Source organism: Pseudodesulfovibrio sp. 5S69, from assembly GCF_037094465.1.
Lineage (GTDB): Bacteria > Desulfobacterota > Desulfovibrionia > Desulfovibrionales > Desulfovibrionaceae > Pseudodesulfovibrio > Pseudodesulfovibrio methanolicus.
Map to the genome: position 1 here is coordinate 1,197,995 of NZ_CP146609.1, position 24,191 is coordinate 1,222,185.

23 protein-coding genes and 1 pseudogene are annotated in these 24,191 nt (G+C 49.4%); 7 read left to right on the forward strand and 17 right to left on the reverse strand.

The annotated features are described in order from the left end of the window. Positions 1 to 138: 138 nt before the first annotated feature. The 9 genes and pseudogenes from V8V93_RS05620 to V8V93_RS05655 form a co-directional block, all read right to left on the reverse strand. Positions 139 to 1,032: a hypothetical protein gene (locus V8V93_RS05620; protein ID WP_338669378.1), complete on the reverse strand. Its 894-nt coding sequence runs from the start codon at positions 1,030 to 1,032 to the stop codon at positions 139 to 141. A gap of 241 nt (positions 1,033 to 1,273) precedes the next feature. Next, entirely contained in the window at positions 1,274 to 2,128 is an 855-nt protein-coding gene (locus V8V93_RS05625) for a GIY-YIG nuclease family protein (RefSeq protein WP_338670164.1), read from the reverse strand. A gap of 67 nt (positions 2,129 to 2,195) precedes the next feature. Then, positions 2,196 to 3,002 (reverse strand): DNA adenine methylase, encoded by an 807-nt coding sequence (locus V8V93_RS19480; RefSeq protein ID WP_422394411.1) that lies wholly within the window; start codon positions 3,000 to 3,002, stop codon positions 2,196 to 2,198. After that, positions 2,965 to 4,926, reverse strand: a complete 1,962-nt coding sequence (locus V8V93_RS05630; protein ID WP_338669379.1) for a DGQHR domain-containing protein — start codon at positions 4,924 to 4,926, stop codon at positions 2,965 to 2,967. Before V8V93_RS05630 ends, V8V93_RS19480 begins: the two co-directional genes overlap by 38 nt. Further along, positions 4,826 to 5,341 carry a hypothetical protein gene (locus V8V93_RS05635; RefSeq protein ID WP_338669380.1) on the reverse strand — a complete coding sequence of 172 codons (516 nt, stop codon included), beginning with the start codon at positions 5,339 to 5,341 and terminating at the stop codon, positions 4,826 to 4,828. Before V8V93_RS05635 ends, V8V93_RS05630 begins: the two co-directional genes overlap by 101 nt. Positions 5,342 to 5,675: 334 nt before the next feature. Beyond that, a complete protein-coding gene (locus V8V93_RS05640) occupies positions 5,676 to 7,061 on the reverse strand; it encodes an ImmA/IrrE family metallo-endopeptidase (protein WP_338669381.1) in 1,386 nt (461 codons plus the stop codon). A 2-nt stretch (positions 7,062 to 7,063) separates the two neighbouring features. Continuing rightward, on the reverse strand, positions 7,064 to 7,594 hold the full coding sequence (locus V8V93_RS05645) for a hypothetical protein (protein WP_338669382.1): 531 nt from the start codon (positions 7,592 to 7,594) through the stop codon (positions 7,064 to 7,066). Positions 7,595 to 8,178: 584 nt separating this feature from the next. Further along, the gene (locus V8V93_RS05650; protein ID WP_338669383.1) at positions 8,179 to 8,949 is read right to left on the reverse strand and encodes a hypothetical protein; all 771 of its coding nucleotides are present in this window, start codon (positions 8,947 to 8,949) and stop codon (positions 8,179 to 8,181) included. An 802-nt stretch (positions 8,950 to 9,751) separates the two neighbouring features. Beyond that, positions 9,752 to 10,660: pseudogene (locus V8V93_RS05655) on the reverse strand (DUF5131 family protein). 115 nt (positions 10,661 to 10,775) lie between these two features. Between V8V93_RS05655 and V8V93_RS05660 the strand changes: the two are divergent. After that, a complete protein-coding gene (locus tag V8V93_RS05660) occupies positions 10,776 to 11,906 on the forward strand; it encodes a hypothetical protein (protein ID WP_338669384.1) in 1,131 nt (376 codons plus the stop codon). A gap of 1,046 nt (positions 11,907 to 12,952) precedes the next feature. On the opposite strand, the gene V8V93_RS05665 is transcribed toward V8V93_RS05660, so the two are convergent. The 7 genes from V8V93_RS05665 to V8V93_RS05695 all read right to left on the reverse strand — a co-directional run bounded on the left by V8V93_RS05665 (position 12,953) and on the right by V8V93_RS05695 (position 16,826). Further along, positions 12,953 to 14,428, reverse strand: a complete 1,476-nt coding sequence (locus V8V93_RS05665; RefSeq protein ID WP_338669385.1) for a hypothetical protein — start codon at positions 14,426 to 14,428, stop codon at positions 12,953 to 12,955. A gap of 410 nt (positions 14,429 to 14,838) precedes the next feature. Further along, the gene (locus V8V93_RS05670) at positions 14,839 to 15,036 is read right to left on the reverse strand and encodes a hypothetical protein (protein ID WP_338669386.1); all 198 of its coding nucleotides are present in this window, start codon (positions 15,034 to 15,036) and stop codon (positions 14,839 to 14,841) included. 8 nt (positions 15,037 to 15,044) lie between these two features. Further along, positions 15,045 to 15,263 (reverse strand): hypothetical protein, encoded by a 219-nt coding sequence (locus tag V8V93_RS05675; RefSeq protein ID WP_338669387.1) that lies wholly within the window; start codon positions 15,261 to 15,263, stop codon positions 15,045 to 15,047. Between the two features lie 20 nt (positions 15,264 to 15,283). After that, entirely contained in the window at positions 15,284 to 15,679 is a 396-nt protein-coding gene (locus V8V93_RS05680) for a hypothetical protein (protein ID WP_338669388.1), read from the reverse strand. Further along, entirely contained in the window at positions 15,680 to 16,030 is a 351-nt protein-coding gene (locus V8V93_RS05685) for a hypothetical protein (RefSeq protein WP_338669389.1), read from the reverse strand. It lies immediately after the preceding gene. A gap of 8 nt (positions 16,031 to 16,038) precedes the next feature. Beyond that, entirely contained in the window at positions 16,039 to 16,518 is a 480-nt protein-coding gene (locus tag V8V93_RS05690; RefSeq protein ID WP_338669390.1) for a hypothetical protein, read from the reverse strand. A gap of 8 nt (positions 16,519 to 16,526) precedes the next feature. Beyond that, positions 16,527 to 16,826, reverse strand: coding sequence for a hypothetical protein (locus V8V93_RS05695; protein ID WP_338669391.1), 300 nt, complete (start codon positions 16,824 to 16,826; stop codon positions 16,527 to 16,529). A gap of 156 nt (positions 16,827 to 16,982) precedes the next feature. On the opposite strand from V8V93_RS05695, the gene V8V93_RS05700 reads away from it, so the two are divergent. Continuing rightward, positions 16,983 to 17,303 carry a helix-turn-helix domain-containing protein gene (locus V8V93_RS05700; protein WP_338669392.1) on the forward strand — a complete coding sequence of 107 codons (321 nt, stop codon included), beginning with the start codon at positions 16,983 to 16,985 and terminating at the stop codon, positions 17,301 to 17,303. 119 nt (positions 17,304 to 17,422) lie between these two features. Here the strand turns inward: V8V93_RS05700 and V8V93_RS05705 are convergent, their stop codons facing one another. Beyond that, on the reverse strand, positions 17,423 to 17,809 hold the full coding sequence (locus V8V93_RS05705) for a DUF6573 family protein (protein WP_338669393.1): 387 nt from the start codon (positions 17,807 to 17,809) through the stop codon (positions 17,423 to 17,425). A gap of 213 nt (positions 17,810 to 18,022) precedes the next feature. Between V8V93_RS05705 and V8V93_RS05710 the strand changes: the two genes are divergently transcribed. The 5 genes from V8V93_RS05710 (at position 18,023) to hsdR (ending at position 24,162) form a co-directional block, all read left to right on the forward strand. After that, positions 18,023 to 19,525, forward strand: coding sequence for an N-6 DNA methylase (locus tag V8V93_RS05710; RefSeq protein ID WP_338669394.1), 1,503 nt, complete (start codon positions 18,023 to 18,025; stop codon positions 19,523 to 19,525). Then, on the forward strand, positions 19,522 to 20,721 hold the full coding sequence (locus V8V93_RS05715) for a restriction endonuclease subunit S (protein ID WP_338669395.1): 1,200 nt from the start codon (positions 19,522 to 19,524) through the stop codon (positions 20,719 to 20,721). The genes V8V93_RS05710 and V8V93_RS05715 overlap by 4 nt, the downstream gene beginning before the upstream one ends. A 1-nt stretch (position 20,722) precedes the next feature. Beyond that, complete coding sequence (locus V8V93_RS05720) at positions 20,723 to 21,163, forward strand: hypothetical protein (protein WP_338669396.1); 441 nt, start codon at positions 20,723 to 20,725, stop codon at positions 21,161 to 21,163. Between the two features lies 1 nt (position 21,164). Continuing rightward, positions 21,165 to 21,428, forward strand: a complete 264-nt coding sequence (locus tag V8V93_RS05725; protein WP_338669397.1) for a hypothetical protein — start codon at positions 21,165 to 21,167, stop codon at positions 21,426 to 21,428. Positions 21,429 to 21,738: 310 nt separating this feature from the next. Continuing rightward, the gene (gene hsdR / locus V8V93_RS05730; protein ID WP_338669398.1) at positions 21,739 to 24,162 is read left to right on the forward strand and encodes an EcoAI/FtnUII family type I restriction enzme subunit R; all 2,424 of its coding nucleotides are present in this window, start codon (positions 21,739 to 21,741) and stop codon (positions 24,160 to 24,162) included. Positions 24,163 to 24,191: the final 29 nt, after the last annotated feature.

The window sequence follows — 24,191 nt, forward strand, 5'->3', positions numbered from 1 at the left end:
GTGAACGCGAAGGCTGTGTGCGTTGTTTCTTCGTGCTCATGTGGTGGAAAATATGGAATCGGAAAAAGAAACACCTGGACACGAAAAAAGAAAATCGTGTCCAGGTGCCGGGGAACGGGGAATGCTATTCTGGAAAATTTACCTAGAAGTGGAGAGCTTCCAAAAATCCTTTCTTCTAGTCAGAGCCTTGGCGAAGGCTTCAGGGGTCATGCCCCCAATATCAGGGTCTTGAAGTCCTCGGCCTGAATCTTGAGCTATGGCGTTGAAAAGCTCTTGGATTTTAGGTGCGGGCATACGCTGCCCAGCCCTCAGGGATGTATCCAGGATGAAGCGTGCCCAAGTAAGCTTGACCTGCTGTAAAGAGACATCCGGGATTGATTCGCCTAGGAAGCTCCCGATTTGGGCAAGCTTGTCCGTTCGCGCCTCCGCTGACCACTTCCGAATCTTTCGAGCTATGCCTTGTTCGGAAATGATGCTCTTATCAAGCTGTATCAGCTTACGGGCCGCGTCGAGATCGCCATGCCTAGCTCTGAATAAAAGCTCAGGAGGGTTCTCGCCCCAGATGCAATTGCATGGAACCCAAATGAGGATGAAGAAGAGCAGGGCTGGCGGCGAGTTGTGCCAATCCAAATCCAGGTTGTTTAGTTCTGGGGTCCCGGCTGGCGTGAGAGATAGGAGGAGTGCATGGGCATCTATGTCAGAGGGCAACGGCTCTTTCTCTGTAAGAATGTCTTGTGGCCCATGCCCGTTAGGGGCCTCTTGCTGGAGAGGTGCGTAGAAAGCGGTAACATCCGCAAGGAGTTTTTTGTGGCTCCTGTAGTATGAAAACCAAACTTCCGTGTCGGGGATGTTTTCGGGGATGATTCGGATTTCGCCAGAGCGGATGGCGTTGAGCTTATGGAAGAGGGGCTCCGAGTCACAGGCTAGGAAAATTGCGACGCTGGCCAACAGCGGGGCAACGCCTTCCTTCCATGCCTTCACTTTTGGACCTTCTATTAGGTGGAATTCAGATTGGTCTGTCTCAGCGGCCATGGATGGCGTTTATACTAGCTGAGATTCTTCTGCAAATCAGACGAATTGCTATGATGGGAATGGCGTTGCATTTCATGTTTGTTTAGCACCAGTTTTAATGCGGTTCAGGCACATAAAGCATATTTCTTGAGGTAAATTGGTTTGGTCGGCAGGAAGTCCGTTCTGAGGGGGAAAGATAAAAACATCTGAGTTAGACCATATTGTTAGCGGGTGTACTTAACAAGAAAGGTCGACTCATTATTCACTCGTTATTCTTGGTGCTAGCGGCTTGAATTGCTTTTAGTGTTTGCCCGCTGGCGTCTTTCCAGCAAATCCTACCATTCGAGCTGTTGCCCAGGACCACGTCTGAGGCAGCGCTAGGTGACGAGAATAAATAGTTTTCAGTGAAGATATATCGACCGCTTTCTTCACGAAACACACCGTTCCTTATGAGATCCTTCCTTAAGTTGGAGGTTGCTTCGTGGCTTGATGGAACCTCTTTTAAAACACTCTCTGAGCCTTCAAGCACGACAAAGCCTCCACTTGCCTCATAACCTTTTGCAGAGACACCTTTGGCCTTTATATAAAGAAATTGTCTTTCCTCTGTTATTTCTTCTGGTTTTTCAAAAACAGATAGGCCAACAAGCGGGAAGACTTTCAACATATCTTGGATGAAGCTTTCCATGTCTGCCACATCTGCTTCTGAGAGGTTTGGCTGACTGGAATCATTGGAATTGTCCAGATTGCATTGCTTGGCATCTTTCGCCAATGTGATAAGTCGGCTCTCAAGATATTTTACATGGGCCTTGTTAAGGCTTTGGTTGCTGGTGACAAAAAATACTGCCCAATTCCAAAAGTCTTTTTGGGCATAGTGTGAATCGAGCCTGGGGCGAACCGGGTCTCCCTCGCCGATGTATAACGTCGGCAAGCTGCTGTCTTCAGATGAACCAACCAAAACATAAACCCCAGTCCTTTGGAATTCATCTCGTTTTAAGGCTTCTTTGTAACCAGAACGGGAGAATACGACACCTATTCCTGTCCAATTTGATTTTTCAATTAGCCTTAGACCGTCTGGGTCACCGCCAGGGAGATAGATTTTGATGGAATATGGTGTCATTTGTTTTTTTATAACCTTGGTTGTTTTTGACGACTGAGCGTGGCTATCGACTTGTTGCCACCTGTTGCTAGTTAAAATTGATTCGATACATTGCTTCGGTCGTTTTTTTCCGTTTGTCGGCCCTACCGGCCAAGACGCTATGCCGAGAAAGCTGTCTGTATTCGCCAATGCCACTATACAAATCATGGATAGATTTATGATCTGCGTTGCAAATAACAATATGAGATCCGCGATTAGCAGCTCTGGCTATTGCCTCGTATAACCTAACTTGATCCGCCCAACTGAATATGCTCTCATTGTATTTTATGAAATTGTTGTTATTGTGCTTAACCGTATATGGTGGATCAACAAAAACAAAATCGTCTTGATTGGCTTCGTCGATTATATTCTCAAAATCGGAGCAACGGATTTCGGAATTCTTAAGAGCTGCTGCTGCTCCAAAGAAATCGTCTGTATCAAGAATCACCTTGTTTTTAGTCCCAATTGGGACGTTGAATTCGCCATTCCTGTTCACCCTGTATAGTCCATTCCAACAGGTTCGATTCAGATACAAGAAGCGAGCAGCCCGTTCTAATGGGGTGTCATAATTAGTTGATCGTTGAATATAATAGTATTCTTTTGAGTGCTCTCGCTGGTGAGACTCCATAGCCCGGATTAGGTCATTCGGGGAGTCTCGTAATACTCTATAGAACTCTATTAATTCAGGGCTGATGTCAGAGATGAGAGACGTCTCAGGTGATAGCTGGAAATAAACAGCGGCCCCACCTAGGAACGGCTCAATGAATCGTTGGTATGTTGCTGGCGGCTTTAGCTGGTCTTGTGATATCAACCAACGCTTACCGCCTGCCCATTTTAAAAAGGGAATTATCGGCATAACCTTCCCATTCTGCTGTTGCCTCTTCAAGTCGAGAATAGAATTCGTGTTTCAGCCAGTCTATGAACGCATAATTTTCTTCAGAGTAAACTCTCAAGCTGCTTTTGTGCCCAGGCGTTCTTCTAAGTTCATTGAATGTTAATAACCAATCGAGGTAATACTTTTTCCCTTTTTGCTCGTCAGGCATCGGGATGTTGAAGATTGACTCAAAATGCGGCCAGTTGTTCTTTTGCTTTGCAATGTCTTTAAGGTCGACTAAGTCCAGATAGGCTTCCTTTGGCAGTTGATCCTGTGGGCTATAGTCTTGTTGTTTAGCATAAGCTTTTTCCTTGGCTCTTCGATTGTCGATGCCTTCAGCCCAATAAGCTTTTTCCCCAGATGGTAGCTCTTTTTCTCCATAAACATGTTTTAAGTTTGCAATAACATAGTCGGTAATGTCTTCGGTTAATTTGATGATATCTAAATGCGCAGCTTCAGCCCGCCCATCTTTCTTTTGTTGTATGTAGTCTCTGAAGTCTTCTGATCCGAAATCGGCATATTTACTTGCAACGAGTTCACACAGTCGCCAGTAGTATTCCTTGACTCCTCCTTCGCCGAATTTTCTTGAGAAGTCTTCCTTAATCTGCTCATCCGAAGCAGTTTTGATGTAGGACCTGACGGGAGTAGTCGATTCGATCAATATGCTTGCTATTTCATCTGTGGGCATTGAGTCAAATTCAAGCTCGTCCTTGAAACCTCGGTAACGAATAATTTCGTCAATCAAGAGTAAATGCGCCCTAATTCCAGGGTTTACAGCGATATAAGAGGGGTTCCCATTGTCCCAACGTTCTGGGTGTGCGTTGCATATTTCTTCAAAATATAGGTTGAGGATCCGTGTGGCCTTTTTGAATGTTTCTTTGTCAGTCCCTGCTGCAAGAGGGCCAGGAACAAGTGTATTGAGCACAACCTTACCAACAAGGCCAGAGCGAGTCAGGCCATTAACAAATTCGGGCATGGTTAGATTTCTCAGTCCCCCACCTGCCACGCCTTCAATTTTGAAGCGTTTAAAGAAAACACTTGAGGGCTCTGCGTTCAGCATTTTCACTATGCCGGAAGAGAGGGCTGAGATCCTCTCCTTGGGGATCTTTGAATCGATTTTGAGGTCAGACATCAAGCTGACTAGAATGCTCTTGGGGACACTTTTCTGTTTGTTGTTGATCGTGATGAAGAGATCAGCTTCTTTGTGAGTGGATAGTTTCTCAAAAGCTAGAACAAATAAGCTCTGGTCCAAATACTCGTCTTCTAGATATGAGTATCCATAAAGTCTGTGCTGCCCGTCAATAATCCATGCGCTCCGGTACTTTTTGGGCAGAGTGATCCAGCCAAACTTGATATTTGGATCAGTGTTTTGCTTGCTTGAGATGGCATCCCAGCGGGGCGATTCGATTAGGTTAACTAGTATGTTTGTGGGGAAGTATCCCCCTTTTTCGATGTACTTACCGATCTCCTTGATGCGATTTGTCGTTATCATTCTTTGATATGCAGGTCGGCCATCAGGATGATTAAGGGCTTGGTGGTTAACGAAGGCGATTTTCAGTAGCGCTCTTGGAGTGCAAACGAAACTGTAAAAAGTTTCGCCTCCAATTTTCCCTTTGATTGCAGGAAGGGTGACATTATCTAGCCCATGTATCTTTTGCCCTTTCAAGAATTCAGATAGGATTTGATATTTTCCTGCTGGGCCCATGTGCTTCAAAAAGGCTTCAAAGTAATCGAGCTCATTTTCAGTGACTATGACAATATTTCCAGAGACCGCTCTCTCAATGTCTGGTGTGGACCAGATAATGTTATTGGTGATGTACATCCATACAATTTTTAAGGGGGGGAGTTCGACCATACTTTTTATGGAGAGCATTGCGTATAGGCTGTTGTAGGTAGATGCTTTCATGGATGTCTTTTTGGAGAGAGCGACGCCCACGACTCAAACGAGATTTGCATTCGACAATGACAACGGTCTCATTGTCTTTGCCAAATGCATCAATTTGTTTAGTGCCTATTGTCCCATCCTCTCTCTCATAGGTAATCTTAAACTTTTCATCATTAAGTGTTGGATAGCCCATTTTATAAAAGAGAGTCCAAGCCCTGTCTTCAAGTAATATATCGTGCCTTTTATCTTTTTTGACCCTATATGTATTTTTGTTCGTCCGTTGGATTTTCCAGCCCTGTTCAAGCCGACTTTCGAGTTCGTGTTTCTTAATCGTTTCCGATTGATAACTCAGTTTTTTCCTTTTAAAAGCGGCAATTCTTTCACTCTTTTCTTCTAACAGGGGGGAGAAGTCGATCTCATGTGCTTCAAAGGACATAGGCTGCTCTCGAAGTTATAGGTGGTCCTATTCCAGAAGCAGGTACACTAAAAGGCTTATAAAATCTATATGGTCACGAACAAGGCTGTGAGAAGCAGAGCCGACAAAGTGGACCCACATATAAATACTAGAGTCGTGTCAATGAGCAGTAAGCTAATCTGACTTATATGCTCCACAAGTTTAACCGATGAATGGCGCCTGGTTCGGCCTGTAAATGAAATTCGATATGTCTAAAAAATCAATGATATTATGATCGGTTCAGTTTGGAGGTAATCGAAGAGCCCTAACAAAGAGTTTTGTTAGGGCTCTGGAGAGTTCAGGTGTGTGAAGAAAGTTATTCAAACATCCCGGTGAGAAGGTCTACGTTACGCAAAAAATCCTCTTCTGAGCATTTCATGTAACTTGAGGCTGTGCTTATAGTGATTAATTTTTCTTTGTAGCATTTCGCAACTCTATAAGAGAATAGCCCCCTCCTAGAAACAGGAACATTGGATATTGGGAAAAGATCAATTCCGAATGACTCTTTTCCGTCCCAACTGCCTCGATCAAGACTTTCATCATTAATTCGTTGTGGGGTAACGTTTCTACCAAGTCGGTTGGCAAGATGATACGTTGCACTAGTCACAGAGAAGCCAAATTTTTCTACTGCATTGACAACTAATTCTGTATCATCCGTAATGCCTGTTGCGAATTTATGATCTATTGGGCCAATGAAATGAACAGCAAAAGCATTGGCTCTTTGCTCCACGTATCTATCGTGATCATCAACAGTGTTCATGAACTGCGGGTTCTCGCCAATGTGGTCAAAGGTGTCTACACGAATGTCGTTTAAGTTCTCTTCCGTATCCCATAGCAGGTGGCCGAGTTCGTGAGCGATGGTCATTCTGCGTATTAAGACATCATCGTGCCGCCGATCATTTGCAACAACGATTGCTCTCATTCCCGCAACTGAAAGCGTTGCGCCAGCGATGTTTTCAGACAACTCGGTTTGAATGACGGGTATACCGAGCTTTTCACATGTTTCACGAAGGAAGACATGGTCTTGGTCTACCTCAAGCAATTCTCTGGCCTTTTCTGCTAATTCATACCCAATTCGCCAAGCCCGATAATTAGGATTGCCATATTCAGGGTTCTTTTCAAATAAACATAAAGGATAATCTGCTGTGAATCCTAGCCAGGATTCCAGCTTAAGCTGTGTTTGAGCTACCCAGGCAGCTTCTGCAAACGCCATGACGTCTTTTTTTTCAATGGTATTGTCGTCACTAAAGGTTCGCAGCCGATACCCAAATGAATGATTGTCGCTTTTGGGATTGATTGATAACTGAGCATCATCAATGTCAAGCGCATGTGCTATTTTTTGCAATTCTAAAATTGGAGTTCGGCTGTTAGAATTCTCGGCATCACGAATGGTTTCTTCTGGCACTTGTGTATATCTTGCAAGCTCTTCAATGCTAATTCCAAATGATTCACGTGCTGATCTTATAGTGTCCGCGGGCTCATCCCTAAGGCATGGCAAAGAGGCAACACCATATTCCAGTACTTCCATAAGTTTGTCGGGATAATATGTTGCAGTCTCAAATGCAGTAAGAACTCTTCCATTTGCATTGCTGTCATGAACGGCTAGGTGGTCTTGGCTGCGAACAAATAACAACTTGGAGTCCTTAATGGCTTCCCAGTCGCCGGCCTTCACCTGTGAAATTAATGTCTTCAGCTCATTCATAGCTACCTCGGATACTTCACTGGTCGAGCGGTTTCATCATCCCACCCAAGGGAGATTACTTGCCAACCTGATCTTCTAACCACTTTGACTATCTCACTGAGCTGCTCCGCAGTCCTGGGGCCATAACGCCCTGAGCATCCATTGAGCACAATTGTTTTAGGCGCAGTGATCCACATTTCGCCGCCAGAGTATGCTTTACTTCCGCCTGTCAAATTCGTGTGTTTTGCTTTTTTAAGAGCAAGACGTTTTGTGGCGTTGGCTTTCTCGTTAACGATTTTGATCCGATCCTTCAGCGCCACCCATAAAAACGGAGGATTGTCCTCAAGTTCAATGCTCGAGGTTGGTGGTTTCTTGTGCTCTGTAACATGATCAGCTTTAGGTGGAAATCGTCTAACCCCGTGCTGCCACTTGAGTGGTCTCAACTCATCTTCGTGCTGGAGAGTGGATAGGTCGGGAGCTTTCGGCTTGTTGTGCTTGCCATATTGAGCGAGTCCAATCCGAATCTCAGAATGTGGTGTCTGCTTGTTGCTCATGAGGCTTATTGCAATTTTGCGAGTTGTCGTAATGTCTTTTTATCCTAGCCTTTCGACACAATCAACCTCATACGCTACGCCCAGGCAAGGTGTAACGTCAATACAGGGCCTTCTAAGTCGTATTATAATAGGGTCAAATCTTTTGTTTTGCACTCCCGGATTGATGGGCAATAAGTGTGTTAGTGTGTACACGCTGGCTATTTTTGAAATTCTAGCCAGCAGTATCCGGCGAAGGCGGGGCGATTTTGGTGGGCCCTCAGGTGGGCCCTTGGGGCCCACCGAGACTCCTTGAAACTACGTGAAGCTACAAAAAGTTCAATAAAATTAGGTGGTGAAAGCTAGAATTCGCACCTGTCACGCCGGAGGCCGCGAGTTCGAGTCTCGTCGGCTCCGCCACTAAAGATCAAGGACATCAACGAAAGTTGGTGTCCTTTTTCAGTTTTCTGATCCGAGAAACATCGAGCACATCCATCGGACACACTCTGCTTTCGGTAGCAATCGAGTAGGGTTGAAATGTGAAATTTTGCTATGGTTTTCAGCCAAATGGACTTATCCCGTAGAATTTATATGAAGATTTGAATGGGTCATGGATAAGTGAGATTGTGGAGCTGTTCGATGAAGTTACTAAGAGTGCGTGGGACATGATTTGCTTTGTTGTTCAACAGCACTCTAAATTTGCTGTCCTTCCCAAGGGGGGCATAGTGGAAAATGATTCCTGCAATGTAAGCATTATCAGGATCGGTTAGTATTCCTTCCTTGTGAAGGGTGCCATCTTTATTCGATGCGCCTTCAAACTCTACAGGACGATACATATTTTGGTTATATTCCCCATACGCAACCGTGAACAGAATGCCGCTAGCCTTAGAGTTTAGGTGGTAATAATATCTATTGATTTCATCTTCCAACTTACTCAGCAGTGGAATTTGGCTGCTCAAGTCAACTAATAGGAAGGTTGTCCCCAGTTCAAATTGTTCTTTTTTAAGATTCTGGTTTGTTTTGTCGATTATGATTTCTGAAATATACTTGGGGGAAAATGGGTCATAGTCATTTCTTGTTCCTTTCAATGGGGTGATATGCGGACCTTCTTTAATGACAAAATCGTTGTCTTTAAGTTCATCTTCGATCTCAATAAGGCTTGTGAGTGAGTCATTCATGTAATTTTTGTATGAGTAGTCACCACCGAGGAAGCGAAGTGATTTGTTTTCAATGAATATAGCTTCTCCATCTAGAATAATTTTAAAGTCAGGTGTTTTTTTGTCACTTTCTGGGATGTGCGAAATATTAAATGCCTGCTGAAGGCATCGATAGATAAATGCTTCTGAATATGCCTCAAATAGTCGCCCTTGAGCGTCCATGTTGCTGCAACAACTAACAATTGCTTCGCACTCATTTTTTATTAATTCAGATTTTTATGAAAGAAATTCGTCATCAGATCCACTGAGGTAAGTGATGAAATCATGATTTAAAAAAGACAGCAGTGGAGATCGAGAGACAGAGTTAATCGCTTGTAGTGCGAGTGTTAATGCTTCTTTTAAGTTTCGATGATTCGCCGATGTCATAAAAATCCTATCCAGTTGTTTAATCGTCCTTGGACATGACATAATCACAGTAGCTGCAAAAACCTCCGAAATGCTGTTCGTCAACGGAAATGCTAGTGCCGCATCTGAGGCACTCCTTGTATGATCGTGTGCTGCCGCATGCCAAACAAACGTCTTCATCGATGATATATGTTTCGCTAGAACATTCGGGACATGTCTCTGTCACTGGCCCGCATCCATCTCTGGCTGCTAGATAATTATCTCCATCGTAAGCGTCGTGTACGGCTGATTCCAGCACCTCATCAAGTCCAAATTCATGGCTTCCTTCTTCGCAGCACAAAGTCATGTTGTGAGAGTATCCACCGTTGCCTTTTGCTTTGATGAGCGTGGAGTTGCATCGTGGGCATCGCAGATGTGGTAGTATGTAGTAAAATGATTCGTATGGCCATTCGATCCTTTTCAAACTTTCATAGCACCTTTTCTTTGCCGCTTCGAATATATCGTTGTTCTCAAGGAGGACTGTCCAATAATCCTCGCCTAAGACTATCGAGTATTTAATTGCAGGACAATAGTACTGGAGGGTCGGGGCTCCGAGCCGCCGACATTGGTTACTCCCTGGTCAGATTGACGGTTTCAATGATGTCGACACTTGGCGAATTCCTCGCTCCTCGACGGCTTTCAAGTCGGGCCATTCCTCGTAGACCTCGCCGTCCAGCTTGTTCCCTCCTTTCTTCGGTTTGCCGCCGTAGCTGCCGACCTGTTTGAAGAAGAACGGGACGCCCGCCTCACGACATGTCGCCAGGATTTTGCGAGCCCAATCGAGCTTCATCTCACGGGCTCCCGTACCGGATTCGCCGCCTACGATCACCCAGTCGATGCCATCGAGCATTTCCGGGGTAAGGCCGACGAGTTCATCCAGGAGCGGTTCACAACTCAGGAATCGTACATTTGCCGGGACCTCCTTTAGGTGGGCGATCCGGTCAAGGTGCTTGTTGCCCTCCACCGTCACACCACCCCATATGTTGGGAGACCATTCGAGCTCTCAGGCCATGTCCGCCATCCGCTTGGAGCGTTTGGTCAGGACCCTGTAGGTGTGCTGGTCGGCATCGTTCATTACGCGGAACATGCCGTGCAGAAATGCGTCGGGTACGTTCGCGTGGAAGGTGTCGCTCATCGAATTGACGAAATAGAGCGTGGGTTTTTTCTTGCCCAACACTTCATCCATCACGCCGGGGTGACAGGTCACATCCGTACCATTGCGGTACTTTTCCAGACCGAATCCCTTCAGTCGCGGGATCATCCGCAAAGCGTAGCAGTTCTTGCACCCGGCGGAGAGTTTATCGCAGCCGGTAATCGGATTGATCGTTTCCTCTGTCCAAGAGATTGTTGTTTTAGCCAAGAGTAACCTCCTTGGCTGTCTAGTTGAATTCCCTATGCAACTGTTAAAAGAACGTTGGGCTTTCGATTGGGGAATCGAGTGTTTTAACCCGTTGAAGATGTATAGATATGAATTTTGGGCCGTCGCCAACGAATTTACGTTTACAGTAAAGATCAGATATTGACTGTTAGCGTTTACGTATTTTTGAGTGAGGGATAACTAGTTGCCATCGATAGTTCAGCGCAGACAGGCATTGGCCGGGGCCATGCGGAGACTCATCAAATTCCACAAGTTTACCCGCCGAACGGACTGGGGTGCCGACACGATTCAAGATACGGACGCACGGCGGCTGCAAGGGGAACTGGTCGGCCTGTTCAGCGGGCTCTACGAACGTGTTGAGGTGGATGCGCAAGCACGATCCCGGCAGCGCTCAACTGGCGGGGAGTGCGTGGACATTGAGGAGATGTTTGAAGCAGCCAAATGCGTGCCCCTTGCAAAGTCGGAGAATGAGTATGCCCCGCCGGGGACAGGCATTATTCTCAATCTGTACCCCACTGAGGATGAACAGCTTTACGAGGAGCTATGGGAACCTGGCAGAGCAATTCCATTCCCGGTTCGCTACGCCGACCTGATCGAGTTCAATAACACTATGGAGCATTTCAGGCTCTCTCTCATAGCTTCTCACAAGAAATGGCAGGAACTGTATTTCGGCGGGGACGATGATCCGAAGGAGAGAGTCCAATTTCCTATTGTCGAAACGTTTTCCAGTAAGCGGACAGAGCCTTATGTTGGAGAGGAGTTTGGCTATTATATGCCGGATCATCATTTCAAGGCCATAACAAGGTATAAGGTCCTGGCCGGGAGTGAGTCGAAAGAAATATATTTGCTCACCACCGACTCTGCCGACTTGCCGCACGATGCGATGGAGCGAGAAGTGATTAGTATCTTTTCCGGTGTGTGGCGTGATCTGAAAAGTTTCGCAGAATCACTTCTTGTCACTTACTATGACCATATCGGGTCATTCGCGAAAGTGCGTTCATGCAAAGAGTGCGGAGAGTTGCGTATGCCTCCTCGCGTCCATCCGACAAGAGAGGGGGTCTGTGATGAACATTGCAAGAACAGGTGGCATCTGAAAAACCGGTATAGCAACTGCCGAAGGCGGCACAACGAGGCTATGGGGCGTCACGAAAGCAAGTCGGCTCGAAAATTGAAGCCGCACCTTTTGACCTTTGAAGACTGTACTGCCGCCAACTGCCCGGATGAGAAGAAAGAGCGGAAGGGCTTTCACTGCATTCTCGCCGCAGAGAAAAATTATGACTACCTGTGCTCGATCGTTGAGGCTGACAAGAACTTTGCGCTTAAAGGCGATATGCTCAAGTTGCTCAAGAAGGTATGACGTCGCCCCAAAGTTGCTGTTTGGCAAATCTCGATGAATAGTATAATCGGTATTGCTGAATAGAAACAGAGAGTCTTGAATGAGTAACATGTTTTTATTTTTGGTTTTCGCCGGGTTGGCTGCGCTGGGTGCAGTTGCTCTTGTTTGTCGGGCTTATGTCTTGGGCAATAGATCAGAGACAAAGAGTAATGGGTGGACACTCCTCGTTGGGGCTTTGGCTGTCGTCATATTAGCAGTGCCTTGCAGCGTCATTGCTTTTGTTGGTCATGCATTTATCGATGTTAATTCTGATCTTGATTGGGTTAAATCAATTACGTCTTGGATCGTTGTGCCTCCACTATGCTACTATTTGTTATATTGTTTGGCTCGCCGGTTTCACTTTTTTAGGACATACTCATGTAAGTCTTGGGTCCTACTCGCGTATTCAGGTGTATTGACTACCTGGGCATTTGAGGCACTGATAATGTACGAGTTAGCCACAACATCATGATGGTTATAGGGAGAGGTTTTTCACCTCCCCACTAGAATTTATTTGAAGTATTGGAATTGCCGTGACTCGCTCAACTAAGAACAAACTTATCTTTGCAACCGGCATTGGGTGCATAGCTCTCGGCTACTCTCTTTGGATGTTTGTTGGCATGTACAATCCAGACGATATGTCGCTCACGCTGCCTCCTACTTTGGCCGCACCGGTAGGGGCTTTCGTTTTTGCTGCACTGTGTTGGTATGTTGTAATTGAGAAACTGTGCAGATGCGGCACAGTGGCAGGGGTAATAATTGGAGTTATGTCGAGTTGGTCAATTTTTGCCTCTGGATTATCGGCAGCTTTGATCCCCGCGGTCATAACCGGAAACGGTTTCAGCAACATCGAAGATATTGTCGTTTTTGTCGGGATAGTATTTGGAAGTGGCCCGTTGATTCTATTCTTTGCATGGGGCTGGGTTCCGGTCCTGTTGTGTCTGCTTTGGGGTTCCTTTTGGGTCCCCTATAGTAACACTGGGGCAACGAAAAAGTCGGAAGGATAATCCTTTCCGACTTTGGCCATGCTATCGAACCGGTGGCAACACCGGCATAGACTCAATTACGGTCTTGGCTGCTTTTCCTAATTCTTCTTTGGAGGGCACCAGGTGAGAAGCTCCTGTTAATACGGAGCGGCCTGCTTTTCCGAATTCCCTCTGCGATATGAACTCGCCTCCAACCTGAAGCGATTCCTTGAGTGCCTTAGGGTCAAGCATATCCATTCGGTCAACTGCCTGAATTACCTTGTCGATATCCTCCTGCGGCAGATCAGCCAAACCAGCTTCCAGATACGCCTCCGAGTGCGAATCATACGCCTTTTCTTTCAGTTCCTCAGGTTTGGATTCATCCCATTTCCCGCTACGAAGCCCTGACTCCATTTTGACCTGGAGCAGATCCTTGGTTCGCTCCATCCACTCCTGCCCTTTTTTGGAAAGTCCCGGCTTCAGCTTGTCAAATCGTTTGACATACTTATCGCCGTACTCCCGATAGTAGGCCGGGGCTGTCTTGCCGGGATTTCGTTCCTCGAAGTCCTTGGCTCTTTTTTCGTAGTACGCGGTTTTGCCGAGTTCATCTTTGATCCATGTAGGCTTTGCTCCCGGCTGCTGCCTGTAGTGCTCTTCAACCTCTTTTGCGCTGTTGCCGGTCTCTTTCTCCCACTCTCCGATGAGATGTGCGGCTTGCGTTGAGTTGCCGGGCTTGGCGGCTTCGGCCTCCATCTTACGGGCATGTTCCGTAGAAGATTTGGCAGGCGCTGCCTGTCGATCTTCACTTTTTTCCATGACTGCGGTTGCTTTTTGTTGCGCCGGATTGTCGCCGTCACCGCTGTCCTCCATTGCAGAAGCCTCTAAATTCTTGGCCGCCTCCACCCCCGCATACCCCAGGTACTTGCCGTACATGGCATCGGCGTCCTTCTCGTCGAACCTGGCCTCGGACAGCACGTACTTGTTGATGAGGTCGAAGGCAGCGTCATCGTGGGCCTTGACGCCTTTTTCGTCCCTGGCTCCGAGTGCGCCTTGGGCGATACGCTGCAACCCCTTGTCGAGGACGCTTCGGGACCGCTCGTTGAGCTTGTCCACGGCGAATTGGTGCCCTTGCTTCAGGAAGCCGTCCTTGATGCCGGGCAGAGACTTCGAGAGCGCCTCGTGCCGCTTGCCGCCCTTGGGCACGCCGGAAAGGATGGAGTGCTCGTAGTCGTCGAATTGCTTCTTGAGGTTGGTGGCGTCCTTGGACGGATTGCTGCCGGTGACGTTCTTCCGCCAGTCGGCCAGCCCCTTGCCGAAGAAGTCGTGCGCCTCGTTTTCCTTTTCGACGATGGTGTTGAGCCGGTCCAGGTCGTGGTAGGCGTCCCGTTTTTGCTGCCGCTGCTGTTGCTGTTGATTCTGATTGTTGAAACCGATGCCCAGTTCCAGGGCGGACTTGCGCTGGCCGGGCGTTGCGTTGCCGAGCATCTTCTTCTGCTTGTCGGGGTCCATGCTGATGAGTGATTTTCCAAAGTCGAACATAGCCGATTTCCTCCTGTCGGGATGTTGATTGTTCAGAGATCAGACATCCTAACCCCGGTTTTCCGCCCAGGAGGGAAACGGGAGAAAAAGGGTACTAAAAGGAGAGAAAAAGCATAAAAAGGGAACTTGACATGGTTTCAGCGAGCCTGTTCGAAAAAATGTTCGCCGAATAATATGTTATGATAGTTGTTTCAATATGTTGCGACGTTGTCTTTCTGCTTTTCCCAAGACGTCGGAAATGGCTCGGGACAAGAAAGGGGTACGAAGGGGTACCAAAAGGATAAAAAGGAAGGGTACCCACTCTGTGGGAGTGGGGAGAAAGACTGCTTCGGATAAAGCGTGTGTTTTTAAGTTGTTGCTGGATGTCTAAAATAATGCAGAATTCTATTCTGATTTCTGACGAGAAAGGGTTATCCCAGTATCGCCCCGCCCAACTGCATCCACCAGGAAGGCTCTTCCGGCGGAAAAAGCCATGTGCCTATTTTGAAGAGCAGGAAGGCAACCACCAGATATATGCCGACGAATGCCGGGAGATTGCCCGCACCAATTTGGGCCACGATGATGGCGGTGACGAGAAACGCTACGACCAGCACGATGAATGTGAGCATGACCTTTCCTACCTGCTCATGATGGCAATGCGTTTGGCGCAGTTGTAGCAGATGTTTTCATTCTCCTTGCCTTCGACGTAATGATTCTTTTTGACCCTGGTGTTGGTTTTCCCGCAGGAATTGCAGGTTCCGACCAATGTGAAGCCCTGCCTTGCGGCATGTTCATCCGCCTGCTTTTGCTTTTTCGCTCTTTCTTCCGCAATGTTCTCTTTCAACCATTTCAGCATGACTACTCCCGTGTAATCCGTTAGGCGTTCAAAATGAGTATCCGGCCACGCTCAAGGACTTTCCAATAGTCCTGGAGCCAGTCTTCGAGTTCTTCCAGTTTGGGTATGGGAATGGAGATGAAATCGGCCAAGTCTTCAATTCGCCGCTTCTCCGCTTCGGCGTAATCTCCGTCGATATGCGCGATGGTGATGCAGTCCCTCAGTAGAGACATTTTCGCGGCATGGGAGATGTCCCGGAGGTGCTCCAGGGGTACGGGCTGGGCCAACTCTTCGGAAGCAACGCCCCAGAGCTTTGCTTGCAGTGCGATGTACTCCCGCTCCTTGTCGTCGATATGACCGTCCGCTTCGGCAACTTTGAACAAGTAGGAGAGATATGCCTTGGCTTCGGTCCTGGTCAGGTCGTTGGTGTCCAGCATCTACTTGTCCTCGTACAATGCCTTGTTTTTGTGATCGCGCGATATGCCGGATTTGATGGCTTTTCCGGCCAGTCCCGCTACAGCGGCACCGGCTATTGCTGCTCCGACGGTCCAGCCTATCGGGGTGCTTGCCACGAACACGCCGCCCAAAGCGCTGGCCAGGGTCGTTGATCCGAGCAGGGTGGTCGCTCCCGCCGCGCCCGCGACCGTTCCGGCAGCGGCGGCTCCTCCGGCGGCTCCGCCGAGCAGGTTGGCTGCCGAGCCGAGCAGCGTTCGTTTGTGTCTCTTCCTTGCCCTGTCCTTGAATTTGTCCAAGTCTTCAGCGGTGACGGATGAGAGATCGAGCGGCATTGGCCCTCCTACAGTGTTTCCTTGACCGCCTGGAATATCTCCACCACCAGACGGTAGAACTCCTTGGCCGCCAACACGGCGGCTTGAATGGTGCTGTCGGTGGATTCTCCCCGATCCCGCAAGTCGATCATCATCCCGGCGATACTGGCGTAAGGGATGGCGATAATTGCCACCAGGGGAGCGAGTATCGGTCCGATCCAGGGAATCATGCTTGTCAACAGGCTTGCTGAAACACCTAAGGCGATACCCAGAGCCAAATTGGGGTTGCGCTGCACAAACTCAATGATTTTGCAGCAAATGATTTTGCCGATGCCGACCAGCTTGGCGCCGATTCTTTTGGTGTTGTCCCAGAGGTCGAGCATCACTTCCGTGATCTGGAATGGGACGCCCATCTTGTGGAGCAATGCGCCGGCTTTGATTTTGTCTATGTCGGTAAATTCCGTCTCCCATGTTTCAAGCTGCTGGACCGCTATGGCGGTTGTCGTCATGTCGGCTCCTAGAGGTTCTTGACCCAACTGGCGTTAGGATTGTTGTTGGCGAAGTATGAATTCAGGTGTTTCCCTTCCAGGGTGTAGACCATCACTCGCCGGTCGTGTTTGAGCAGGTAGATTTTGTTGTCATAGATTTGCAGTTCCCTGTTGCCCTTGTCGTGACAAGCAAGAAGCGGTTTTAGCCTGTAGCCCACCTCGTTGTAGACGAAGACATCGCCGTTGGGTTCAAGGCGAATCTGCTGTGCAAGGTTGCCTATGGTCTGAGCCGAGTCGCCGTTGGAAAAAAGTTTCTTGAAGAATCCCATGTCTGTTCCTTTTCGATTGAGTGTGAATAATACCGTTACATAGAATTTCAGTCGAATATTCTGTCTTTCAGTAGAAAAATCAAGTATAAATTCAACCTTTGGCTTGTGTATACCCCACCGATAGGCGGTCAAAATGGTTGTCCAAAGGAGCAGAGCATGGACGACCTCGCAAAACGCTTGGGCGGAAGGATCAGGAAGCTGAGAAAAAGCCGTGGGCAGACCCAGGAACAGTTGGCCCAGGAGGCCGGTGTCAGCGACAAGTATCTGAGCGAAGTGGAGCGCGGCGTGAGCAAGGTGTCTGTCGAAGTCCTTGATAAGGTCGCCTCCGGCCTGAATGTCGAACTCCGTGACCTTCTCGCCATGGACCTTGAGGAGGACCGCAAGCAGATGGAAGACTACCTTGTCCGACTCATCAGAGGTGCCAGTGACGAGCAGCTTGTAATGCTCCAGCGGGTTGTCCGAGCGATCCTGGTGTAGGCCGGGTGCTCTTCCGCCTCTGTGGGACCTCTCAGGCGGAGCCTATAATAATGGGGGAGTCCCTTCCCGGATGGCCTGGATGTCCCGGATTTTCCTTCATACGGACGGGCCAGAAAAAACTATTCATCCTCTGGCAGGCAGATCGTCATGACTGGCTCGCCTTCATCGCCCGGACCGACAATCGCTACGCATTGCACTTTCTCGAAGCGTGGCCCCTCTCCCATCAGAAAGAGCACTTCGAAGTAGACCCGCTCGCCATCCCAGCGAACTTTGGCCGCGTAGAACGTCATCAAGAGCACGTCACGAAGACGCCCACTGATGCTCTGGCCTTCGCCGTCGAGTCCGTCAGGCGGCACGATGTAGCCGTTGTAAAGGTGGTCGGAGATCGCTACGGGTACTTTGAAGCCGGTCTCGTTGGCTTGGTCTGTTACGTCGATCAAAACTCCGTCTTCAATTGCTTGTTTGCGCGAATATGAGTAAATCAGCTCGAGGCCTTCAAAGCTCATTGGAATCTCCTTCAAATTTGGGTTGTTGTAAAAATTGAAGGATACCCTTGGGCTGGGGCTGTGGTCACGGAAGAGAATGTCACTCCATGGATGTTCTTGTGTAACAGCGTGAAAACTATGAATAACCTTGCCAGCTCTTGGTGAGTGTTTTATAGACAGTCTTAAAATTGCTTACCTTTAGCCTGAAGCGAATGAACTAAATCAGAAGACAAAATGTTCGAACAAACTTTCAAGAATATCGATGACGTCCTCTGGAAAGAGGCTGGATGCTCTTCGGAGCTGGACTATACGGAGCAGTCCTCGTGGATGCTGTTTTTGAAGTACCTGGATGACTTGGAGACCGAGCGGGCCATGGAGGTGGAGCTGGTCGGTAAGGAATATGACTTTATCATCGAAGACAAATTCCGCTGGTCCGCCTGGGCGGCTCCCAAGAGGGCGGATGGCAGCTTCGACCATGACACCGCCATGACGGGTGATGACCTTATTGGCTTCGTGAACGGAGAGCTGTTCCCGTACCTGAGCGGCTTCAAAGAACGCGCCTCCTCGCCCGACACCATCGAATACAAGATCGGGCAAATTTTCGGCGAGATAAAGAGCAAGTTCCAGAGCGGCTATTCCCTGCGGGATGCCCTGGAGTTGATGGACCAGCTCCGGTTCCGCTCCCAGCAGGAGAAGCACGAGCTTTCCCACCTCTACGAAGCCAAGATCAAGAATATGGGCAACGCTGGGAGAAACGGCGGCGAATACTACACCCCTCGTCCGCTCATTCGAGCCCTGGTCAAGGTTGTCAAGCCGACCATTGGCGAGACCATTTATGACGGCGCATGCGGGTCGGCGGGCTTTTTGTGCGAGGCTCACGATTACATGCGCTATGGTGAAGCTGGCTGGAAGCCCAATGGCAATGGGAATGGGAATGGGAATGGAACGGCGTTGACGGTGGATCAGCTTCGGACGCTCCAGACCAAGACCTTCTATGGCAAGGAGAAGAAGAGTCTGCCCTTTGTCATGGCTATCATGAATATGATTCTGCACGGCATTGACGCGCCGAATGTCATCCACACCAACACGCTGGCGGAGAATCTGGCGGACGTGCAGGAGAAGGACCGCTACAACATCATCCTCGCCAATCCGCCGTTCGGCGGCAAAGAGCGCAAGGAGGTGCAGCAGAACTTCCCCATCAAGACCGGGGAGACCGCGTTCCTGTTCTTGCAGCACTTCATCAAGTTCCTGAAGGCTGGCGGACGCGCGGCAGTGGTCATCAAGAACACCTTTCTTTCCAACTCGGACAACGCCTCCAAGGCGCTACGACAGGAGCTGCTGGAAAGCTGCAACCTGCACACGGTGCTGGACTGCCCCGGCGGCACCTTCCTCGGCGCTGGCGTGAAGACCGTGGTGCTGTTCTTTGAAAAAGGCTCACCCACCAGAAAGACCTGGTACTACCAGCTCGATCCGGGCCGCAGCCTGGGCAAGACCACCGCCTTGAACGACGATGACCTGAAAGAGTTCGGGGCGATGCAGGCGAGCTTCGCGGATTCGGAGAAGTCATGGACCGTGGACGTGGCGGACATCGACACGAGCACCTTTGACCTGTCCGTGAAGAACCCCAACGCGCCGGAAGAAGCTCCGCTCAGGGAGCCGCAGGAGATTCTGGCGGAGATTGCCGCGCTTGATGCGGAGAGTGCGGAACTGCTGGCTGAGATTGGGGAGATGGTATGATTCACTCCAATGGAAGCTGGAAGGATTTCCCTCTGGGAGAAATCTGTGAAAACCTAGACAGCAAACGAATCCCGATTACAAAAGCAAAAAGGGACAGTGGAAGCATCCCATATTATGGTGCATCCGGCATTGTTGATTATGTCGCAGACTACCTTTTCGATGAAGATTTGCTGCTTGTCTCTGAAGATGGGGCGAATCTGTTAGCTCGAACATATCCAATCGCGTTTTCAATCAATGGCAAAACATGGGTCAATAATCATGCTCATGTTTTACGATTCAAGAATCACGATTCGCAAAGATTCGTCGAGTATTATCTGAATTCAATATCTTTAGAGCCCTATGTTAGCGGGATGGCTCAGCCTAAGCTGAATCAGAAAAAGCTGAATTCTATACCAGTTCCATTTCCCTCACTCCCAGAACAACAACGCATCGTCGCCATTCTGGATGACACCTTTGAGCGCATTGATGCAGCCATCGCCAACACCGAAAAGAACCTCGCCAATGCTCGGGAGTTGTTTGAGAGCTATTTGAATGATGTGTTTTCACAGCGGGGTGAGGGGTGGGAGGAGTGTCCTCTTGAAGAACTATCTGAAAAAATAACGAAGGGCTCTTCTCCAAAATGGCAAGGGGTAGCCTATGTTGACGAGCCAGGGATACTTTTTATTACAAGTGAAAATGTTGGCTCTGGGAAGATGCTCTACAACAAGACAAAATATGTTGATGAGTCATTTAATGACAAAGATAGCAAATCCATTCTTTGCAAAGGTGACGTTCTGACAAATATCGTTGGTGCATCGATTGGACGCACTGCTGTTTTCGATAGAGATGATCTTTCCAACATTAACCAAGCAGTGTGCATGATTCGATGCATCAAAGACAAGCTGTCAAACAGATACCTTTCTTACTTGCTAAACTCTCCATACTTCATTCGTTTTCTGCACGATAATGAAATTGACAACGCAAGAGCAAATTTGAGCCTAACATTTTTCCGCGAGTTAATGATTCCGATACCCAGCCTTGAGGTACAAGAAGAACTCGTATCAAAGATGGATGCAATGTCTGAGGAGTGCGTTACTCTTGAGTCTCTTTATCGGAGAAAACTTCAAGCCCTAGCCGAACTCAAACAATCCATCCTCCAAAAAGTATTCGCCGGTGAACTCACTGCCGGCACGAACCAGGAAGCCTTGGTGAACTGAAATGGGTAACGAAGAACAGGAAAAACAGCTTAGGGAGTGGTACGAAAAAAATCGTAGCCAGTATTTGGGGAGGGTGGAGTCGCAGCAATTATTGTTCGACAAGACGCTTATTCTGTTGTCGTCTGGAGCCGTCGCTGGTTTGGTGTCCGTGGCGGGTAAGGTCGGTTCGATTTTGTGGTTGAAGGTCACGATTGCCTTGTTTCTTGGGGCTATTGTTTCGTCGATGCTCTCTTTGGTCTTTTCGGTGAACCTTCAGAATAGTTTTATGGAGCAATTTGACAGGAATTTCAAAGAGCAGGAATATAGCAAACCATTGGTCTCCGCCTGGAATACATGGGTTGGGATTACCAATATAGTGACCATTATTTGTGCCGTACTAGGAACTATTGGGATAGCCGTTTTGGTGTGGGGATATACACCTGCCTTGAGCGAAGGAGCTTAAAATGAGTAAACGAATTAAATTCAATGACGGAATGTCATCCGTTCAGCCCAGTGCTGTAAGGCTTGAGGAAGGCGTTAAAGGCAGCAAGCCATGCCACCGTCAATGTGAGCGGGGCATGACGGGAGGGCAACCGAGTGTCGCCCCTGGCAGCGATGGATTTGGCATGAACGGGCAACAGCCTTCTGTTGCGCCTGTGTCTTCTTCGGCGCCGCAGCATGGTGGAAATTCCGTGGATAACGGAACAGGCAGCGATAGCAAAAAATAGCACACGCTATCTAAGGATTGCGTTGGTAACATACTTAGGGCGGTAGCCCGAAAAACGGAGGTCGCGATGAGTGAGAAAACCAATTCTCGGGGCGGGAGGCCCTCTGGGTCAGATACGGAAATAGCCACAAATGGACAAAAGGGAGCACAACCTAGCATTGTGCCAGGGGTAGAAGGGCTAGTTGGCGCACAGCCGTCTACTCCTCCCGTGCAGTCCTCAAAACAACAGTCTTCAGGCTCCTCGGGAGGTAAGGGCAACAAATAGTTTTTATTGGTTCCGCCGTTGCGAATACAATCTGAGGAGCAAGCCCATGCCTGACCATGCACTATACGACCTGAACGAAGCGGAAACTCGTGCGGAGCTGATTGACCCGGCCCTTGCCGAGGCTGGCTGGGGCAAGGTCGATGGGAGCAGGGTCAGGCGGGAAGTCATCACCAATGGTCGTCTTATCGGCGGCGGCAAACGCAGCAAGCAGGACATTGCGGATTACGTGCTCGTCTACCGGGGGCACAAGCTGGCGGTCATCGAGGCCAAGCGCATAGGCTTGCCGGATACGGAAGGCGTCGGACAGGCGAAACGCTACTCCGAAATGCTCCAGGCGCGGTTCGCGTATTCCACCAATGGCAAGGGTATTTACTGCATCGACATGAAGACCGGTGACGAGGGATACGTCGAAGCCTACCCCACACCGGAAGAGATCTGGAACGCTACGTTTGCCGAGCAGAATCTATGGCGGAACAGGTTTGCCGAGGTCCCGTTCGAGGACAAGAGCGGCACATGGGAAGCCCGTTACTACCAGCACAACGCCATCAATCAGGCACTGGAAGCCATTGCCGACGGACGGGACCGCATCCTACTGACCCTCGCCACTGGCACGGGCAAGACCTTCATCGCCTTCCAGCTCGCCTGGAAACTCTTTCATAGCCGTTGGAATCTCAAGGACTGGCGCGGCGGTGAACTTGGCCGCAGGCCACGTATATTGTTCCTGGCAGACCGCAATATCCTGGCGGATCAGGCGTACAACTCGTTTTCCGCGTTTCCTGAAGACGCGCTGGTTCGCATCTCGCCGGATGTGATCCGCAAGAAGGGCATGGTGCCCAAGAACGGCAGCATCTTCTTCACCATCTTTCAGACCTTCATGAGCGGACGTGACGCGGACGGTAATCCTGCCCCCAGTTTTGGCGACTATCCGCCGGATTTCTTCGACTTCATCATCATCGACGAGTGCCACCGTGGCGGGGCTAATGACGAATCCACCTGGCGGGAGATTTTGGAGTACTTTTCACCGGCTGTGCAGCTCGGTCTGACCGCCACTCCCAAACGGACCACAAACGTAGACACCTATGCCTATTTTGGCGAGCCCGTGTACGTGTACTCGCTCAAGGAAGGGGTCAACGATGGCTTCCTGACGCCGTTCAAGGTCAAGCAGATCGCCACGACCCTGGATGACTACGTGTACACCTCGGACGACGAGGTGCTTGAAGGCGAACCGGAAGAAGGCAAGCGCTACACCGAGGAAGAGTTCAATCGCGTCATCGAGATTCGGGAGCGGGAAAAGTACCGCGTGAAGGTGTTCATGGACGCCATTGACCAGACCCAGAAGACGTTGGTCTTTTGCGCGACTCAACCGCACGCCCTTGCCGTTCGGGACCTCATCAACCAATACAAAGAAAGCAGCGATCCCAATTATTGCGTCCGCGTAACTGCCCACGATGGCAAAGAGGGTGAACGCTGGCTCCGGGTCTTCCAGGATAACGAAAAGACCATCCCAACCATCCTGACCACTTCCCAGAAACTTTCCACCGGGGTGGATGCCAGGAATGTCCGCAACATCGTCCTCATGCGTCCGGTCAATTCCATGGTCGAGTTCAAACAGATCGTGGGACGCGGCACCCGCCTCTTTGACGGCAAGGATTATTTCACCATCTACGACTTCGTGAAGGCATACGAGCACTTCAACGACCCGGAGTGGGACGGCGAGCCTGTCGAACCGGAACCTTGCAAACGTTGCGGAAATCAACCCTGTACCTGCGTCGTCGATCCTCCCCAGCCCTGCCCCGTATGCGGCAAGCTCCCTTGTGAATGCGAGAAAGAGCCGCCGGGGCCATGCCCGGTGTGCGGCGAAACTCCGTGCATTTGCAGGAAGGTAAGCAAGGTCAAAGTCAAGCTGGCGGACGGCAAGGAACGAACCATCCAGCACATGATGGCAACCACCTTCTGGGGACCGGATGGCAAGCCTCTCTCATCGGCAGAATTTATCCAAGCCTTGTATGGCTCACTGCCCGAGCTGTTCCGAGATGAAGACGAACTCCGCGCCATCTGGAGCAAACCCGACACCCGCAAGAAACTCCTCCAGGGCCTTGAAGACATAGGCTACGGAGCCGAACAGCTTCGGGAACTCAGCCGCATCATCAACGCCGAGGACAGCGACCTCTACGACGTGCTGTCCTTCATCGCTTTCGCCCTTGCCCCTGTCTCCAGGGAAGAACGGGTAGAAGCCAGAAAAGACCTGATCTTCGAGAAATACGACGACAAACAGCAAGAGTTCCTGTCCTTCGTCATGGGCCATTACGTTGCCCAAGGCGTTGGCGAACTGGACCAGGAAAAACTGCCCGACCTTCTGACGATCAAGTACGGCTCGGCACCTGACGCCGTGGCGGTACTTGGCAGCGTGGCGGCGATCAGGGATGTATTCGTTGGGTTTCAGGAGCAGTTGTATGTGCGGGTTGAGTAGCGGAGGGTAGGAGTGGGGCGTTATTTTGC